This window comes from Bartonella elizabethae F9251 = ATCC 49927 (assembly GCF_000518165.1).
Classification (GTDB): domain Bacteria; phylum Pseudomonadota; class Alphaproteobacteria; order Rhizobiales; family Rhizobiaceae; genus Bartonella; species Bartonella elizabethae.
On record NZ_JADB01000001.1, the window covers coordinates 288,816 to 307,380 of the forward strand.

The 18,565-nt window shown below is 34.7% G+C and carries 12 protein-coding genes; 5 read left to right on the forward strand and 7 right to left on the reverse strand.

What is annotated here, in order from left to right:
* Window positions 1-237 precede the first annotated feature (237 nt).
* The 5 genes from T429_RS0101380 to T429_RS0101405 form a co-directional block, all read right to left on the reverse strand.
* On the reverse strand, window positions 238-1,512 hold the full coding sequence (locus tag T429_RS0101380) for a M16 family metallopeptidase (RefSeq protein ID WP_005773928.1): 1,275 nt from the start codon (window positions 1,510-1,512) through the stop codon (window positions 238-240).
* 85 nt (window positions 1,513-1,597) lie between these two features.
* Window positions 1,598-2,995, reverse strand: coding sequence for a threonine synthase (gene thrC, locus T429_RS0101385; protein WP_005773927.1), 1,398 nt, complete (start codon window positions 2,993-2,995; stop codon window positions 1,598-1,600).
* Window positions 2,996-4,147: 1,152 nt separating this feature from the next.
* Entirely contained in the window at window positions 4,148-4,402 is a 255-nt protein-coding gene (locus T429_RS10835; protein WP_244548667.1) for a hypothetical protein, read from the reverse strand.
* A 274-nt stretch (window positions 4,403-4,676) separates the two neighbouring features.
* Window positions 4,677-5,033, reverse strand: coding sequence for a hypothetical protein (locus T429_RS0101400; protein WP_005773926.1), 357 nt, complete (start codon window positions 5,031-5,033; stop codon window positions 4,677-4,679).
* Between the two features lie 1,876 nt (window positions 5,034-6,909).
* The gene (locus T429_RS0101405; protein WP_005773925.1) at window positions 6,910-7,605 is read right to left on the reverse strand and encodes an HAD family hydrolase; all 696 of its coding nucleotides are present in this window, start codon (window positions 7,603-7,605) and stop codon (window positions 6,910-6,912) included.
* A gap of 372 nt (window positions 7,606-7,977) precedes the next feature.
* Between T429_RS0101405 and T429_RS0101410 the strand changes: the two genes are divergently transcribed.
* Window positions 7,978-9,066: a site-specific DNA-methyltransferase gene (locus tag T429_RS0101410; protein WP_409359707.1), complete on the forward strand. Its 1,089-nt coding sequence runs from the start codon at window positions 7,978-7,980 to the stop codon at window positions 9,064-9,066.
* Window positions 9,067-9,826: 760 nt separating this feature from the next.
* Here the strand turns inward: T429_RS0101410 and mutY are convergent.
* The gene (gene mutY / locus T429_RS0101415; RefSeq protein WP_005773921.1) at window positions 9,827-10,933 is read right to left on the reverse strand and encodes an A/G-specific adenine glycosylase; all 1,107 of its coding nucleotides are present in this window, start codon (window positions 10,931-10,933) and stop codon (window positions 9,827-9,829) included.
* Window positions 10,934-11,095: 162 nt separating this feature from the next.
* Here mutY and T429_RS0101420 point away from each other — a divergent pair, with 162 nt between their 5' ends.
* From T429_RS0101420 to T429_RS0101440, 4 genes are all read left to right on the forward strand, one after another.
* On the forward strand, window positions 11,096-11,596 hold the full coding sequence (locus T429_RS0101420) for a DUF721 domain-containing protein (protein ID WP_026500826.1): 501 nt from the start codon (window positions 11,096-11,098) through the stop codon (window positions 11,594-11,596).
* Between the two features lie 83 nt (window positions 11,597-11,679).
* Window positions 11,680-12,336 (forward strand): DsbA family protein, encoded by a 657-nt coding sequence (locus T429_RS0101425; protein WP_005773919.1) that lies wholly within the window; start codon window positions 11,680-11,682, stop codon window positions 12,334-12,336.
* Window positions 12,337-12,526: 190 nt separating this feature from the next.
* Complete coding sequence (gene ppdK / locus T429_RS0101430) at window positions 12,527-15,193, forward strand: pyruvate, phosphate dikinase (RefSeq protein WP_005773918.1); 2,667 nt, start codon at window positions 12,527-12,529, stop codon at window positions 15,191-15,193.
* Window positions 15,194-16,482: 1,289 nt separating this feature from the next.
* On the forward strand, window positions 16,483-16,680 hold the full coding sequence (locus T429_RS0101440; protein ID WP_005773917.1) for a hypothetical protein: 198 nt from the start codon (window positions 16,483-16,485) through the stop codon (window positions 16,678-16,680).
* 257 nt (window positions 16,681-16,937) lie between these two features.
* Here the strand turns inward: T429_RS0101440 and T429_RS0101445 are convergent, their stop codons facing one another.
* The gene (locus tag T429_RS0101445; protein WP_005773916.1) at window positions 16,938-17,780 is read right to left on the reverse strand and encodes a peptidoglycan-binding domain-containing protein; all 843 of its coding nucleotides are present in this window, start codon (window positions 17,778-17,780) and stop codon (window positions 16,938-16,940) included.
* Between the last annotated feature and the right edge of the window lie 785 nt (window positions 17,781-18,565).

Consider the following 18,565-nt stretch of genomic DNA (forward strand, 5'->3'; position numbering starts at 1 on the left):
AAACTTGAAGCGGATGGAAATTTTTATATTTTAAAAGAGCAAAGTTAAATCATGAATTTCTAAATTTCACGGATATAGCTTCACGCATTAGAATCTCTATCATATGAAGGAGGAATTGGATAGTTTTGTACGCCTCTTTGTCCAATATTTCCAAAACTTATTTCATGAGAAGAGTTTTTATGGTAAATTCTACGATAAAATATATTCATTGTGATGCTTCTTTTTAAAAAGCATTTTTTACTTTAGCTTATATGAAAGAGTTGATGTTAAGTCATCAAAATTCATGAGGTGACCTACAGGTCCAACAGCAGTGAGTGTGGGCGTGGAACTTGTAAAAAGACGATATGCTAAATCAGTTAATCTTGTAGGCGTGATGAGATTGAGGCGTTCAATTGTTTCCGATATTGGAATGGGACGACCGTAAAGAAGTATTTGGCGAGCAATGAGATGTGCTTGATTAGAAGGATTTTCCTGTGACATTGTGAGATTAGCACGGTATTGCGTTTGTGCTCGTTGGAGTTCATTGGCGTGAATATTTTTGCTTGCCTTGGAAAGTTCATCAAGAATTACAGGCACAAGTTCTTTGAGTCCTTCTTGTCCAGTTGCTGCGTGAACACCAAAAAGTCCAGTATCTGAAAAACCCCAATGAAAAGCATAAATGGAATAGCATAATCCACGTTTTTCTCTTACTTCTTGAAAAAGACGTGAAGACATCCCCCCACCAAGAATGATTGAAAGAATTTGAGTCGCATAAAAATCACGCGCGTGATAAGCACGCCCTTCAAACCCTAGAACAACTTGTGTATCCATTAAATCACGATATTCACGAAAGTCGCCGCCGACATAATTTGCAAGATTAGGAAGAGAGGCTGTTGAATGGGGACGAAAAGTGCCAAGACGACTTTCAACTTCTTTTATAAAGCTTTCGTGTTTTACGGCTCCTGCGGCGACGACAATCATACGATCTGCACTATATTGTTTATTGATGAAATCATGAAGATCAACAGATGTAAATGATTGAAGAGTTTTAGCTGTTCCTAAAATAGAACGACCAAGGGATTGATGACGAAAGGCAGTTTCTGTAAAGTGATCAAAAACGATATCATCAGGTGTGTCATGGGCGGCACCAATTTCCTGAAAAATGACTTGTTTTTCTCGTTCTAGTTCATCTTCGTCAAATTTTGAATGCATCAAAATATCGGCTAAAATATCGATAGCAAGTGGGATATCGCTTTTAAGGACACGTGCAAAGTAAGCTGTTGTTTCAATACTGGTTGTGGCATTGATTTCACCACCAACATCTTCAATATCGGTTGCAATTTGAAAAGCGCTACGGTTTTCAGTTCCTTTAAAAGCCATATGTTCAAGAAGATGGGCAATACCATGCTGTGTGAAGGTTTCATTGCGTGAGCCTACTTTCACCCATATTCCGAGTGCGACACTATCAATCTGTTGCATTGTATGTGTGGCGATCGTCAAACCATTACTAAGGCGACAGACATCTACATCCATGTATTTACGACTCCATTAAACAAGCTAGATAACCTCATGGTTAAAGGTATTATAATATTCTTGATTTAAATTAATGCAGCTAACTTTAATAAGATGCACGAGATTTTAAAGAAATATAATCTTTTACTATTTTTTCATCATTAGCAAGACTTATGAAGTGTTCTTCACTTTCCATAACATCATTGAGATGAGATGGCCATGGGGCATGAAGTCCACAAGCATTTTTAATCGTATCAGGAAATTTAGCAGGATGAGCCGTGGCAAGGACAATCATTGGAATATGTGGTTTTTTATTTTCGCGCGCTACTTTAAGGGCGACGGCTGTATGTGGATCAACAAGATAGCCACTTTCTTTATAGACACGATCAATTGTTTGTGCTGTTTTAGCCATGTTACTTTTTCCAGCGGAAAAGAGGGAACGAATATTTTTGAGTTGTTTTTCATCAAGAGTGAAAGATCCCGTTTTTTTCAGGTTTTCCATTGCATTGCGAATCCACATTGGATCACGATTGCCGCTTTCAAAGAGTAAACGTTCAAAATTAGAAGAGACTTGAATATCCATAGAAGGTGATGTTGTATGGACGATGGGTTGTGTTTCGTAAGTACCGCTGGTCAATGTCCGTGCAAGGATATCATTATCATTTGTTGCAATAACCAGTTGAGCAATGGGTAACCCCATACGCGCAGCAACATAACCTGCAAAAATATCACCGAAATTTCCAGTAGGAACAGTAAATGAAACAGCTCTATCAGGAGCACCTAAAGAAAGTGCGGATGAAAAATAGTAAACAATTTGCGCCATAATACGCGCCCAATTTATAGAATTAACACCTGAAAGGGCTCTTTTTTTACGAAAATGATGATCATTAAACATTGCTTTGACAAGAGCTTGGCAATCATCAAAATTTCCCTCAATGGCAATGGCATGAACATTTGTACTTTGATTGGTTGTCATTTGCCGTTGTTGAACAGATGATACCCGTCCTTTAGGAAATAAAATAAAAATATCTGAATGCTCTTTTCCAGCAAAAGCTTGTATCGCAGCTCCCCCTGTATCACCCGATGTTGCAGCAATAATCGTTGCACATCTATTCTTTTGAGTCAAAACATAATCCATCAGTCGAGCAAGAAACTGCATTGCTACATCTTTAAAAGCTAAAGTAGGTCCATGAAAGAGTTCAAGGATAAATTCATCTGTTCCAGTTTGTTGTAACGGACAGACTGCTGGGTGGTGGAAGGTTGCATAAGATTCAGCAACCATATTTTCAAAAGCTGTATACTCGATCTCGTTATTTACAAAGGGCCACAGAACTGTTTTAGCAATTGTTGTATAAGACTGACCACGAAGTGCGCGTAACGCATCAAAGGATAGTTGTGGGAATTTATCTGGAAGATAAAGTCCACCATCACTTGCCAGCCCTATCATAATCGTTTCCGTAAAGCTTAAAGCAGGAGATTGCCCTCTCGTGCTGATATATTTCATAAGTTTTATCCTTTTTTTATTTTCTGGCAAATTGATGAAGTTGTTTATTTCATGTTTTTCATAATATTTAAATTATTAAATGGATAGAAGTTTATTTTTCTTCTTTTTGACTTAATAATAAAAGAAAAATGCAAGAAATAGTCTTAAGCATTTTTATTTTTGAGATACAAAGACAAAGTGTTTACAAAAAACCTGTTACAGTTGAAAATTTTCTCTTATGATTCATTCACTTAAACTTACAACGTATCTTCGCTTATGTATCTTCCTAAATAATAAAATCAAAGAGATAGAATGGTATTTATTGAAGAATTCTTTTATAAACCCCAATTGTTGAAAGCTATTTCATGCTCTTCTATTTTTTAACAATTAAATTTGCTAAAATGAATGTTGAAATGAAACACCTTAAAATCCATACTGGACAATTTATAAGGTAATTTTATGTCATTTTGTGCGCAAATGTATATTTTTAATAATCTTTGTTGAGCTTAATTTATCAGCTTATATAAGAATTAAATATTATATTTTTGCTATACAGTATGGTAACCTAAACTTATCCATAAAAAGCATAAAAAAGCCTACCAAATGATGAAAAGCAGGCTGTAAAATATATTCCGATTATCCTGCTAAATATAACTATAATAGATCCTATCTAAAATCTAAAGCAGGTACTGTAGAAAAAACACCTAGAGTAATGGGTGCAAATACTTTCTCAACTTTTCCTTCAATGGCAGTTTCACTTTTAACGTTATGAGTGAAATTGGGGATATAGAAAGTAGTGATATTGATAGTTTTTTTCTTTCCTTGTTTCATGAGAGAGACGGTTTTTCATAGAGTATCATTTTTCAAATGACTGGCATAAACATTTATAATTTTTGAAAGTACAAAAGCAATTACTATAAAATTATTTAATAGATAACTTTTTAATATGGTAATCAGCATTTATCATCAATACTTTTACTCTTATTTTAATCCGAATTGAATAGATGCATTAATAGAATGAGTGTACATTGAGAGAAACAGAAGTGTTTTTTAAATCTTTTCATTCTTAATGGGGTAATTTATTATTTTTTATCATCAACAATGGATAAAAACAGTGTGCATCTATAGTTTATGTTTCATACGAGAAGATTTTATGCTGATGAAATTTTAATTTTAACGAGATTTAACATACGGTATTATTTTGCCTATTATCCATCCTAAAAGTATGTCTACCGTACTTGATGCATATCCAAGTGCCATCCCAATACCAAAAGTCCTCAGTGTAAGAGGTGCAACGACCTGCTCAAATTTTCCCTGAATGATAATTTCATTTCCCACACCACAATTTTTCCTTGGTATATAGAGAGAAACGGTGTGGATTGCACTTTTGCTTTTCTGTTCTATTACAGAAACAAAAAATAGTTTCACGATGAGCAATATTTTTCATGTATAATTACAATCTATGAAAAAGAAAAGGCATATATAATGAAAATAATTAATATATGATTTTAAAACAGTTTAATCATAATTTATCTCAAGTAATTTGTAATATTTACTATATATGCCTAAATTTATTTTGGATATTTGGATTGATTATATATTATTCTATATTTTTAGTAGGTGTAGCTTCATTAAGTAATTATTTTAAGAAATTAATAATATATAATGAAGCTACTATTCTAGTGTTGTACAATGCATTGAATTATTTGAACATTAACACGAGGTCCTTTATCCAACCTATGATCGATCCTATAAAACTCATTGCATATCCAGCAAACAATAGTCCAACTCCTATAGTCATAGGCTCAAGGACCTTTTCAACTTTGCCTTGAAAGGTTGTCCCATTTTCTGTTTGATAATTTACAGATGGAACATAAAAAGCAGTGGTAGAAATTGCATCAGATTTCGCATATTTTATTTGTTTCATTAGGGGAATAGACAATTCCTCTTTTGGGGTAGTATTTTCTAAATAGTTTGCATTAACATTGACAGTTTGTGAAATTAAAAAAGTGCTTGCTATAAAAACACTTAATAAATGATTTTTAAATATTTTCACCATAACTTTACCTCAAATACTTTTAAATTATATATGTAAGTAAATGCACAATATGTGCATATAACTTACTTTATAAAGAAATACATATTTCATTATGTATTTTAAGTCAATAATTAAAACACATATACTAAATATAGTTTCAAATTTTTATAAACATTATTGCAAAAAAGTAACATTAATAATTACAAATTATATTTTAAAAAACATTATATGTAATATTTTATTATGTTTTATGATATAAAACGATATGTAGTAACCGTATCATTTTTATAAAATGATATTAATATTATTTAAAATAACAATTTCATAATAAAAAATATGAAAATTATAATCCATTTATGAAAAAAATCTTCAATAATTTAAACATCAATAAACATATTAAATTTTATTATATATAAATTTTTATAATAGCCATTATTACAGAGTTTACATATATATAGATAATATATTTCTTATTAAGGTGGTTATATTTATTGTTTCATAATTACATAGTAATATTTATTAATTTGCTATTAATAATATATAATTTTATTTTATAGATAATAAAAAATGTACAGTTCTCTCATAGTGTAAAGGAGAGCCTAGGTTCGATAAAGCGGAATACTATGATCTTTTCGCTAATGTGAATAGCATTATTACAGATAGTGTATAGAAAACATTAATTCAGACACATTTATGTATGTCAAAAGATCAGCATTCGATAATATTTTTCAAAAGTCTATTCTATCCAGACTGAAAAACTGCGTTTGTTTTTTTAGAAAAGGTATTTTTCTTAAATTTGAATTACTTTTGAAAAGCTCTAGTTTCATTGAATATTTAAAAAAATTATAAAGGTCTCCATCCTATTTCGCAATGATGCATGTGAATGATATAATGATAAAGTCGCGTATATAAAATTTTTAGAGCATCAGAATCTTTAACGTTTATAAAGATGAAAGAGGGCACTGCCATACACTTTGTTCATTCTTAATGTTGCTAAGTCCTTGGATTTGAGGTGCTTCATGAAGAGGCATTTTTATTCATTTCTTTAATTGATTCAACATATCCAATATTTGAAATGAGAGAATTTTACGATATTCATTTTTTTATTTAGTCTGAACGATCCTAGATTATTATTATTATAAATCAATATGTTGCGTATCATTTTTTTGTAAGAAATATTTCCTATAAAAGCATATATCTTTAATAAAGATATATGCTTTTAAACTTTATATAACTTTAGAAAGATTATACCAATCGATGTTATCAAAAGTCTGTTTAAGCAGCAGTATCAGTAAGCCTTCAATAAAATTACGAGATTTGGCTTGAGGAAATGTAAGCTCTTGTAACTCAACAAAATTTTTGTCGTTTTCAAATGGTGAACAAGCTCTTGTGTTCTATAGGTGCCACGAATTTTAAGATGTTATCCTATGGTCAATACGAACAAAGCATAAAATTTTTACCCTATTGAATAATGTATTTAATAAGCTGAGGGGGCGTAGTTTTGGCATAGCAATTTGCACAGCTTATTGAGTAAGGCATCTTAATTTTTTTGACAAATCTAGCCATTTATCAGGATGGGTGCCTGATGTGGAACTAGGCTATTAGATTTGAGAGAGATAGGCAGTGTACCAGTAGATTTGATTTCCTAGAAGATTAGATTTCTATGAATTCGTATCCCTGTTTTGGGGCTCCTTTTAAAGCGTATGTAATGGTTAGACTTGGTTTCAAACGAGGGAGCATATTTTTCTTCTTCACATTATTAAGATGTAATCGCCCTATGTTGAAAATCATGTATTTATTGAAGTTATTAGAAAAGAAGAGAATCAAGAAGGGGAGGGGATTTGGATAAAAATTTCCTCTTACAAGAATTTATAAACGGATATCTTCAAGAGTTTTTTTATAATAAATCGCGCCATACGGCCATTGCTTCTAAAACTTCTCCTAAATGAGCATGCTTTGCGATAACCGTTTCCGCACCAGCGTCTGCAAGCGCATTAGAGTGGCCAAGATAGCTATGGGAACCTCCCGTAAAGCCGATGACACGCATGCCTGCTGCTATGGCAGCATGGACACCATGAAGTGAATCTTCTATAACGATTGTGTTTTGAGGCTCTACCTGTAATTGTTGTGCGGCAAAAAGAAAAACATCTGGGGCAGGTTTCGTTTTTTTTGTTCCAACTTCAGGTGCTGAAAATATTTTACCCTCAAAAAGGTCGTAAAGATTAACAGTGGTGAGCATCTCTTTTATGTCTACGCTCTTTGCATTAGAGCAGATACAGTAGGGATAGCGTGTTTGAATCATTTCTACGGCTTCTCTTACATCATCAATCGCCCGTAATTCAGTTTTTATTTGTGTACGAAAAATATTGGTCATCTGATCTATGAGATGAGCAGAAACTGGTTTTTCTGTTTCCTGTTCAACGTGTTTAAGAATATCGCGAAAGATAAGCCCTGCAAAACGCTCACTCAATTCTTCCGCTGATATTTCATATCCTGTTTGTTTGAGCAATTGAGATCCAATTTTTGCTGCAAGATATTCAGAATCGACGAGAACTCCGTCACAATCAAAAATAATAAGATCTATCTGAGGCATAAGATATTCCTTTACATGTTATGAGATGGACAATTTTCATGACAACAATCTTAAGAGGACCTTATTTCATAAAAATACGCTTTGAAAACGATTTTTAATTCTTTTACAAAATAAAAGCTATGGGAACAGCATATTAAAAAAGTAAAATAAAGATTCATTTTTATGAAAGTTTTTTTTACTTAAAAAAAAATAAAAACGAATATCAATTTTGCAGAACTTTAACGATACGTTTACTCTATTTTGTAAATATGGATTGGTAAAGCGGGCCTATAAACTATTTTGATTGATTATAGGGCAAATTCAGTTAATTTTGTTGGGTTTTTCATGACAGTTATTCAGCTTCAAAAAGATTTCATTCGTACTCCCTCACAGATGCCATGGCGCAATAAAATTTTTAAAGGAGATTGTGTTGCCGTTTTAGAAAAATTGCCAAAACATTCCGTTGATATGATTTTTGCAGATCCCCCCTATAATTTGCAATTGGATGGTGCGCTATACCGTCCAGATCATTCGCTTGTTGATGCGGTTGATGATGCATGGGACCAGTTTGAGAGCTTTGCTGCTTATGATGCTTTTACCCGTGCGTGGTTGCTTGCGTGTCGTCGTGTGTTAAAACCAAATGGAACGCTTTGGGTTATCGGATCTTACCATAATATTTTTCGAGTTGGGACGGCATTACAAGATTTGGGTTTTTGGATGCTTAATGATATTATTTGGCGCAAAAATAACCCGATGCCTAATTTCCGAGGGCGCCGCTTTCAAAATGCTCATGAGACACTGATTTGGGCTGTACGAGATCAAAAAGATAAAAAGTACACATTTAATTATGATGCTTTGAAAGCAGCAAATGAAGATTTACAAATGCGCTCAGATTGGCTTTTCCCTCTCTGTACTGGAGCTGAACGTTTAAAGGATGATTTAGGGCGTAAATTACATCCAACGCAAAAACCACAAGCGTTATTAGCACGTATTATTATGGCTTCTAGTAAACCTGGTGATGTTATTCTTGATCCGTTTTTTGGTTCGGGAACAACAGGTGCTGTTGCCAAGCTTTTAGGGCGTGATTTTGTTGGGATTGAACGTGAGCAAGATTACATTGATGCAGCGTGTGAGAGAATTGCGGCGGTTAAACCTTTAGCACAACCAGAATTGGCGATTTTGGATAGAAAAAAAGCGGAACCACGTGTAGCATTCAATAGTTTGCTTGAAGCAGGTTTACTCTATCCTGGGGAAGTTCTTTATGATCGCAAGAAGCAAGTATCTGCTATTGTAAGAGCTGATGGTACGATCATGCATGGTGGTGAAGCCGGTTCAATTCATGCAATGGGAAGAAAGGCTCAAGATTCGCAGAGTTGTAACGGTTGGAACTTTTGGTATTATGAGGAAAATGGACGATTGAAATCCATAGATCATTTAAGAATGATCATACGCTCACAAATGTTAAAAACGGGTGTTTTATGAATGAAGATAATCGCTTCATTCTATTGACCCCCAATGTGTAGATGCCCTTAATTGAGAGAGACATAAGGGCATTTTATGTCCTTTAAAGCGTTATTTATATGCTCGTTTTGCTTGCAAAGTTTTAAATGAGTGTTTTTTATATTTCTGTTAGAAGACATCAAAATGAAAAAGTTTCACTCTATGTTCTCATTTAAATGCCAAAACAATAAAATTTCAATATAATTTTATAAAAATGGAATATCATATAAAAAGCCTCACTCAGAAGTTTAAAATCAAGAGTTTTTTTGAGGGAAGACTTAGATCTATAAAGTGCGTTCAATATGTGATTTATAAAGATAATTTGCATTGTTCGACTTGAATTAGCTTCCCGAATATCATCAGATTTTTTCATTTCAAACCTGTTTTATATTGAAACAATCAAAATCACTTGTTTGCACGTTATAAGCGGGGCTAATATAGGGGTAAAATTGCTAAAAAAGGACTAAAAGTACTACTTGTGAACTGTCTCAAGAGTTAAGGGCTGTAGACAAAACATTGGAGACGAATAAAGTGTGTGATGGGTAGCGGCTTGCTCCTTCACAGGAAAAAAGGATAGGGTCTGAAATTTAAATCTCAAATTTCTAAGCTTTTCTATCCCTTCTTAATTCTTATCTATAGCAAGAATTGTTCATTTCATTAAATTTTTCTTTTACAGAGGAAAAAATAATCGCTAGGGATACAAAAGTCTCTGTTAACAAATATTTTTTACCAATAAGGACAGTCATTTAAATCTGAAAGAATTGGGAAGTGCTATGGAGATAGCTTTTTTCATAACAGTAGGGAGCGCTTCGTCGGCAAGATGTTGAATGTTGCACCACCAACCATTTTCACAATGTGTTTCATGAAGATCGTCAGTATAGTAAACATCAAGTTTTAGAGAAAAGTGAGTAAAAACATGGGTAATTTGTCCTTTGAATTGCCAATTGGCAGTAAAGGGTGCATTTTGAAGTCCATGTTCGTTGTTTATGCCAATATTATTTGGAATTTGGGTCATTCCGCCAAGGAGTTTTTGTGTCTGTCTTTTTTCTAAATAAATTTGTCTCTTTTTATTAAGGACCACAAAAGCAACACCTGTTTTTAAAGGGCGTTCTTTTTTAGGCACTTTGACTGGAAAAGCTTCTGTTTGTTGCATCTTTTCCGCTTTGCATAAACTTTGAAGAGGACAGATAAAACAAGATGGTTTGCGTGGCGTACAAATTGTTGCTCCCAAATCCATCATTGCTTGAGCAAAGTCGCCAGGACGATTTAAAGCAATAATTTTTTGTGTTTGTTCTTTAATTTCAGCTTTTGCTTTTGGTAATACTGAAGAGATAGCAAAAAGGCGGGTGATCACACGTTCGACGTTACCATCAACCACTGCTACAGGGTGGTTAAAAGCAATTGCGGCAATGGCTGCAGCTGTATAATCTCCAATCCCCGCGAGCGTTCGTAAGGCTTTTACAGATTGTGGAAATTGTCCTGCGTAGTTTTCAATAAGCTGTTGTGCACATTTTTTAAGATTACGTGCGCGTGAATAATAACCAAGTCCAGCCCATGCTTTCATGATGTCATCTTGGGAGGCTTTTGCTAAAGAGGAAAGATTAGGCCAAAGTTTCAGAAATTTTTTAAAATAAGGCTTAACAGTTTCAACGGTCGTTTGTTGAAGCATGATTTCAGAAAGCCAAACGTGATAAGGATCAGGACGGATACCTTGTTTTTGCTCTTCGGGGGTAATCCGCCATGGGAGATGTCGGTGATTTTGATCGTACCAAGAAAGGAGGTGCGAAGAAATTTCATACATGATTGTTTTCAAGCATAGGGAGATATAAAATGCAAAAGAAAAAAGCATTTATTGGTTTATCCATGTTTTTTTGCTTCTGTATCTTTATTGTTGAGATTTTGGTGAGGAGAGAATTTCTATTTTGTTGATATTATGTAAATTGGAAAGGTAATAATTTTTAGATGAAACAAATGATTGTCATTGAGTAAACGGTTGAATAATGATCTAAAAATGAGAAAAAAACTCAAAAAGCATGCTTTTTATTCTCTTTCTGAGACGGTACTGAAAATACTTGATCCAGTTTTACGTAAACGGACAGGGCTTAATGTCGCGCTTATAGAGCATTGGCCACAAATTGCGGGCTATGATATCAGTAAACATACAATACCTCTTAAAATTATTTGGAAACGTCGCGCAGATCAAGAAGAAGTTTTCAAGCCTGCAACACTTGTTGTCGCATGTGAAGGATTTGCTGCGTTAAAGTTGATGCATGAAACAGAGGAATTGCTTCATAGAATTAATGGATTTTTTGGCTATATTGCGATTGATCGCATCAAGGTTGAGCAAAGGAGTGTATCGATTTTTATGAATCATGGGCCTCTAAAGCCGACTTTGAGAGAACAAGACAAAAAATACCTAGAAAAAATGCTCGAAGGAGTTGAAGATAAAAGCTTGCGCCAATCACTTTATAAACTTGGCTGTTGCATTTTTTCGGAAAAAAATAATAAATAGCAAGATATTTTATATATTTTCCTTTAATATATGCAAAAGCATTGGATTCCTATTCGTTTAATAACAACAGAAAAGTATTATTTATGGTAAAATATCGTTCTTTTTTATCTTTCGGAATAATTTTTCTCTTCATAACGATTGTACAAAACAGTGTAACAGTTGCTTTAGCGCGTGGTTCCAAACCTGTTGCAACGGTGGATATGGTTGAGCTTCTTCAATCGGGAAAAGTAAAGGATCGCTTTGAGGGAGAGGCGGATGCTCCAGTCATCATTGTTGAGTATGCTTCGTTGACATGTACGCATTGTGCGCATTTTTATAATGATATCCTTCCTCAAATTCGTAAAAAATATATCAAAACAGGCAAAGTGAAAATGATTTTTCGCGATTATGCTTTTGATCCTCGGGCAACAGCAGGTTTTATGTTAGCACGATGTGCACCAGAAGATCGCTATTTTCCTTTGATAGAAGTTTTGTTTCAAAAACAAAATGAGTGGGTTTGGGTAAAAGATGCTCTGACACCGTTGAAAAAGATTAGCTTAATGGCGGGTTTTACAGATGAGAGTTTTACTGCGTGTTTGAAAAATCAGTCCATTTTAGATGAAGTGAATGCATCTTTTGAGCGTGGTAAAGAACTTGGTGTCACAGCAACACCTACTTTCTTTATCAATGGTGATAAATATGAAGGTGCCATGAACGTAGACGAGTTTTTTTCGGTGATTGATGGTTATCTTAAAAATTGAATTTTAATCTTCCACAAGGGGGATAAGTGAGATGTGTGGTCATTTCTCTTTTGGAAGGATTGGTATTGTGTATTTATGAAGTGATTATGAAACGATATTTTTTGTTTTGCTGGTATTTAAATCAAATCATTGTTTTTAAATGAGCCTAGGTTAAATGGTGTTGTGATGCTGATATGGGAGGATTTGTATAATGAAAAAATGGGTTTATAGTTTTGGAGATGGCAGCGCAGAAGGAAGTGCAAGCGAGCGTAATCTTCTGGGAGGTAAAGGCGCTAATTTGGCAGAAATGAGTAATCTTGGTTTGCCGGTACCACCTGGTTTTACTCTGACAACAGAAGTTTGTAATTTTTATTATGCCCATGACAAATCATATCCAGAAGAGCTACAGGAATCTGTTAAGAAAGCACTAAGACGCGTTGCTAAACAAACAGGACGTGAATTTGGGAATGAACAAAGACCGCTTTTGCTTTCTGTTCGTTCGGGGGCTCGAGCTTCTATGCCAGGGATGATGGATACAGTGCTGAATCTTGGCATGAATGATGAAACTGTCAAAGCGATTGCTTTACAAGCCAATAATGAACGTTTTGCTTATGATAGTTATCGGCGTTTTATCCAAATGTATTCTAACGTTGTTTTAGGCGTAGAGCATTCATATTTTGAAGAGATTCTTGATGAAGCCAAAGCACACAATGGTTACACTGTTGATACAGAACTGACAGCAGATGATTGGAAGAATGTTATTATTTCTTATAAAGCCTATGTTGAAGAAAAATTAGGGACCCCCTTTCCACAAGATCCTGAAGAACAGTTATGGGGGGCGATTGGAGCCGTTTTTTCAAGTTGGATGACAGCACGTGCAGTTACTTATCGCCGTTTACATGGCATTCCTGAAAGTTGGGGAACGGCAGTGAATGTGCAAGCTATGGTTTTTGGGAATATGGGAGAAGATTCGGCAACAGGTGTTGCTTTTACACGCAATCCATCGACAGGACAAAAAGAACTTTACGGTGAATTTTTAGTTAATGCGCAAGGAGAGGATGTTGTGGCGGGCATTCGAACGCCTCAAAATATTACAGAAAATGCGCGTATTGTTGCTGGTTCAAATAATCCATCTTTAGAAAAAATCATGCCTGAAGCTTTTTTGAAGTTATGTCAGATAGCACAGAAACTTGAGCAGCATTATTGCGATATGCAAGATCTCGAGTTTACCATTGAAAAGGGTAAATTATGGATGCTGCAGACTCGTTCAGGAAAACGCACAGCACGTGCAGCTCTCAAGATGGCGATTGAAATGGTTGAGGAGGGATTAATAAGTTGCAAAGAGGCTGTGATGCGTATTGATGCAAAGTCACTTGATCAACTTTTGCACCCAACACTTGATCCCAAAGCAGAACGTTTTGTTATAGGACGTGGTTTACCGGCTTCTCCTGGAGCTGCAACGGGTGAAATTGTTTTTACCTCAGAAGAGGCAGAAACAGCATCGGCAGAAGGGCGCAAAGTTATTTTGGTCCGCGTAGAAACAAGCCCAGAAGATATTCATGGGATGCATGCTGCTGAAGGAATTTTAACAACGCGTGGCGGCATGACAAGCCATGCTGCTGTTGTGGCGCGGGGGATGGGAAAGCCATGTATTTCCGGTGCTGGCAGTGTGCGGATTGATTATAATACAAATACGCTGCTTGCTTCAGGAGAAAGCTTTAAAAAGGGTGATATTATCACAATTGATGGTGGAAGTGGGGAAATTTTCAAAGGCAAGGTTGCGATGTTACAACCTGAACTTTGCGGAGACTTTGCAAAGTTGATGGAATGGGCTGATGGCATGCGGCGTCTAAGAGTTCGTGCCAATGCTGAGACACCATCTGATGCTCGTATGGGGCGTTCTTTTGGTGCTGAAGGTATTGGTCTTTGCCGTACGGAGCATATGTTTTTTTCTGGTGAACGTATCGTTGCCATGCGTGAAATGATTTTAAGTCATGATGAAAGTGGACGTCGCAAAGCGTTAGACAAGCTTTTGCCAATGCAGCGTTCAGATTTTAGTGAATTGTTTGAAATTATGTGTGGTTTGCCTGTGACCATTCGCTTGCTTGATCCGCCACTCCATGAATTCTTACCAAAAACCGATGCAGAAATTCTTGAAGTTGCAAAAGCTATGGGGGTTTCTGTGGAAGCGCTTGCTGAACGTGCACAGCAGTTGCACGAATTTAACCCTATGCTTGGATTACGAGGATGTCGTTTAGCCATTACTTATCCTGAAATTGCTGAAATGCAAGCGCGGGCGATTTTTGAAGCAGCAGCAGAAGCCGCCCAAAAATCTGGATCTCCTGTTATGCTTGAAATTATGGTGCCACTTATTGCGCTTAAATCTGAACTCGATTTTGTCAAAGCGCGTATTGATCAGGTTGCTTGCGAAGTGATGAAAGAAAAGGAAAGCACTATTCAGTATATGGTTGGGACGATGATTGAGCTTCCAAGAGCAGCGCTTCGAGCCGATGAAATTGCTGAAACGGCGGAGTTTTTTTCATTTGGAACAAACGATTTGACACAAACCACTTTTGGAATTTCCCGTGATGATGCGGCTCCTTTTTTGGCAACCTATTTTCAGAAAGGCCTTTTAGAACAAGATCCTTTCGTATCTATTGACCGTGATGGTGTAGGAGAACTGGTTGCCATTGCTGCACAGCGTGGACGCTCAAAGCGTGCAAAAATAAAATTGGGAATTTGTGGTGAACATGGAGGTGATCCTGCTTCTATTGCTTTATGTGAAGAAAATAACCTAGATTATGTTTCATGTTCTCCTTTTCGAGTTCCAATTGCACGTTTAGCGGCAGCGCAAGCTGCAATAGCAAAAAGTATATAATGGGTTAATATTTTTTATTGTATCGTTACCACTGAAATAAATTTTTATGTACATCCTTTTATTTTATTTCTTAAAGAAAATACAAAGCATTTCTAGAATCCCCTATAATTTATAGCATGTGAGAAAGTGTATTTTTGAGGGGGGGGTATGAAAGAAAATAGGAGGCAAGATAAAACAGGGTTATTATTAATAAGCTTTCAGTATGGACGGGACGCTTGATAGAGAGTTGGACGCTATTGTGCAGTTAATTTATGCATTTGCTTTTTAACAGCAGGAACGCCTCAAACAAAACAGAATGCTTCAAACAAATGCATTTATTTTATACATTGATGGGCTGTTTTGAAAAAATGTTTCTTAACCCATTTCACGTCTGCACTTGTTGAATGGAATTATCTAAGACTTCCTATCAGTTTATAAAATTCCCTGTGCACTGCCAGCTTTATGCTTATGAAGAAATATAAAAGTTATATAAAGTATTGATTATAAATATAATTTATATATTTCTCATATTGAATATCCTTCCGCATATCATAAGATTTCCTCATTTCAGCTTCTTTTATAATTGAAGCAATCAAAACTATGTTTCTTGCTCTTTATAAACGGGGAGAACTACGTAGATAAAAAAATAAAGCTAAGATATACCTTTTCATGAATCGTCCCAAGCACCAAAAGCTGTTGCAATATTGAAAGTAGGGACAGTGTGTAATGATGCCAGCTTTCTCCTTTACAAGCATAAAGATGATACTGCAAAGTGGAACTGCTATTGTATTATTTGCAGGTATTGTTGCAAAATGGGCTTGGAGATTTTGAGAGATGTTTATTTCAAAGAAAACACCGTGAATGGCAAAGTATATTCCATTGGGGACGTTTTATTTTACATGAGGGGGTGGTGATCCCAAAAAGACAGGTGATAAATAAAAGCGTGAGGCAATAGATAAGCTCCATTATTTAAAAGAAGACACGGGCTTTAACTGTCTTTGAAAGCCCGTAAAGTTAAATGAAAAGAAAATGACCAAGATGACAAATGATTTCTACTCTTAAAACTTTTATGTTCTGCCCAAATTAGGCTGTTTTCCTGTTTTCGAAAGATTACACAAACAGAGATATACGTGGGTTGCACCCCTTTAGTATACAAAAGCGACAACAGTAGAGAAAGCGCTTTAGTTCTTATCTCAAACATGCTGTTGAATGTAGATTGAATATTGCTTGACAAGCAGCAACAAAAGCACAGACTTTTTTAGGAAACAACGCCATAAAATATAAAAATTTTCCAATCATGGATTAGAGAAATGTGCTGGCCTTTTAAAAATACTTTGCAAAACAACAGCCATAACACAACCAGCTTTTCGTCTCCTTATTCTTCAGCTGTTTGGACATATTCTTTGCGTTATATTCACAAAAGCAAATTGACAGTAAATATGGATCATTTTTGGCTTGAGAATATGAAAGGAAGGTGTGATATGACAGCAGAATTTCGTGTCCCTTGACCATCAGAAGCAATAAAAATTTTAAAGTAAGTGCCTTTGCTTTCTTACAATGATTTCTTTTTTCTGCAACCGGTCGTGATCCCCTTGCGAGTAAATTATATGGCTCAATATGGAATATGTAAGAAAACTATTCTGATTATTTAATATAAAAGGGTTTACGGTAAAGAAATATTTTTGTATTCGGAGGCGTTAAACAAGAAAATGATCAATTATCATTATAAATCAAGAGATTATTTTTATAATATAGACGATTAGCTTTAATGTAATAAACCAATTTCACGCATTTTCATTAAAATTGTGCGGTTAATTTTTCCCGTAACAGGAAGATCAAACATTTTTTCAAACTGTTTTAAGGCTTCTATGGTTTTTTGATCTTCTGTTCCTGTGACAAGAACTTCCTCATGACCAAAATTACGTAAAGCTTTTTGCACCTGTAAAATATCTTCAACAGAGGGATCTAAAATAGCTTCTTTCGAATTTGTTATATTTCTTGTTGTTGAATCATTTGCCATTTCTATTTCGCTCTGCTTAATTAATATTGCAATTTCATCTGCTGTGGGATTGGATAAAACATCATTTTGCATTTTTTGAGTAGTTTGTTGTTTCCATAAAGCGATAGCACGCCGTGTTTTAGATCCATCCAGTCCATCTAAAGGTCCATTATAAAGTCCTAATTCTGCGAGTTCTTTTTGCTTTTCCAGCATACTTGCTGATGGAGGGGGAAAAGGTGAATTTGTTTGGGGATGACTTGAAGAATGTCCAGAAGCCACACGAGAGGGTTCTTGTGATTTTGCTTCTTTTTTAGATAGATTAGAGCTTTTTCCTATATTTTGAGAAGAGGAAAATTTCATTTGAGAAAAAATATTTTGATGTATTGTCATTTGAGAAAATAAAGCATTAAATGAAACAAATAAAAAACTAATGCTAAAAAGAAGAAGACCAACAAAAAATAGAGTATTTTTTCGTGTATAAAAATAAAGAGTTTTTGCTATCCAAAAAATAAAATGAAAAATTATAAGAAGAAGAGTGATAACAATACTACGATGGTATTTACGATGTTTTACAGTTTTTTTTCTGGACGTCTTTCGCTTTGTTGTCATTAGTTTTGATTTTCAGTTGCGTTTATTTTTCATAAAAATGAATGTAAATTATTTCTTATTTCAAGTTCGAAAGAAGTGCATTGATATTATTTCTTTTTCCTTTCGAGTTTTTAGAATAAACAGCTTCATTATATCCATTTATAAGTTGATAAATCAACAAGAGCTCTTATCAACTTTTATTAATTTCATATTTTACAAATCTTTAATCTGTATAAAGAGAGCATCAAATGATTAATTCTCAAGACCCTGTGGTGTTTTCAAACGAGCATTAGCACATCTAATCATGTAAACAATAATGCTACGTTATTCTTCATTTTTGGCACCTATATTTGCTATTCTTTAAATTCAAGTTGAGAATATTTTTCTATAACGCCAGAATGATGATAGTCATTATTATCCTTTATAATTTACATAGAGAGGGTTACTTATCCGTAAACGGTTTGATAAGAGCAATTACCTCTTAATGGTATTATATTTTGGCACCAAATCCTTCTATTCATGTTCAATCATTTTCATAAGTATCAATTAAATTGATGTTTACAATATTATAAAAACATCTTGGCTTGAGATGGAATCGTAAGAGATTCCTCTATATTTTTATCGATATGTTGATCATGTTTATGATGTACCAGTAAAAATTTATAGACAATATCAATATCTTATCGACAGGAGAGTCAGAATAACAGAGTGTGATCCTCTTTAGCCCTTTCAATTAAGCTTAAAATAATGAATTATCATTTAAAATAAGTATGCACACAATATGGAAAAGAAATTGGACTTATGTG

What these genes read in the sequence shown, in the direction of transcription:
- T429_RS0101380 (WP_005773928.1), bottom strand. Translation starts at nt 1,512, where the DNA reads ATGGATGTAGATGTCTGTCGCCTTAGTAATGGTTTGACGATCGCCACA.
- thrC (WP_005773927.1), bottom strand. Translation starts at nt 2,995, where the DNA reads ATGAAATATATCAGCACGAGAGGGCAATCTCCTGCTTTAAGCTTTACG.
- T429_RS0101400 (WP_005773926.1), bottom strand. Translation starts at nt 5,033, where the DNA reads ATGGTGAAAATATTTAAAAATCATTTATTAAGTGTTTTTATAGCAAGC.
- T429_RS0101405 (WP_005773925.1), bottom strand. Translation starts at nt 7,605, where the DNA reads ATGCCTCAGATAGATCTTATTATTTTTGATTGTGACGGAGTTCTCGTC.
- T429_RS0101410 (WP_409359707.1), top strand. Translation starts at nt 7,978, where the DNA reads ATGCCATGGCGCAATAAAATTTTTAAAGGAGATTGTGTTGCCGTTTTA.
- mutY (WP_005773921.1), bottom strand. Translation starts at nt 10,933, where the DNA reads ATGCTTTTTTCTTTTGCATTTTATATCTCCCTATGCTTGAAAACAATC.
- T429_RS0101420 (WP_026500826.1), top strand. Translation starts at nt 11,096, where the DNA reads ATGAGAAAAAAACTCAAAAAGCATGCTTTTTATTCTCTTTCTGAGACG.
- T429_RS0101425 (WP_005773919.1), top strand. Translation starts at nt 11,680, where the DNA reads ATGGTAAAATATCGTTCTTTTTTATCTTTCGGAATAATTTTTCTCTTC.
- ppdK (WP_005773918.1), top strand. Translation starts at nt 12,527, where the DNA reads ATGAAAAAATGGGTTTATAGTTTTGGAGATGGCAGCGCAGAAGGAAGT.
- T429_RS0101440 (WP_005773917.1), top strand. Translation starts at nt 16,483, where the DNA reads ATGTGCTGGCCTTTTAAAAATACTTTGCAAAACAACAGCCATAACACA.
- T429_RS0101445 (WP_005773916.1), bottom strand. Translation starts at nt 17,780, where the DNA reads ATGACAACAAAGCGAAAGACGTCCAGAAAAAAAACTGTAAAACATCGT.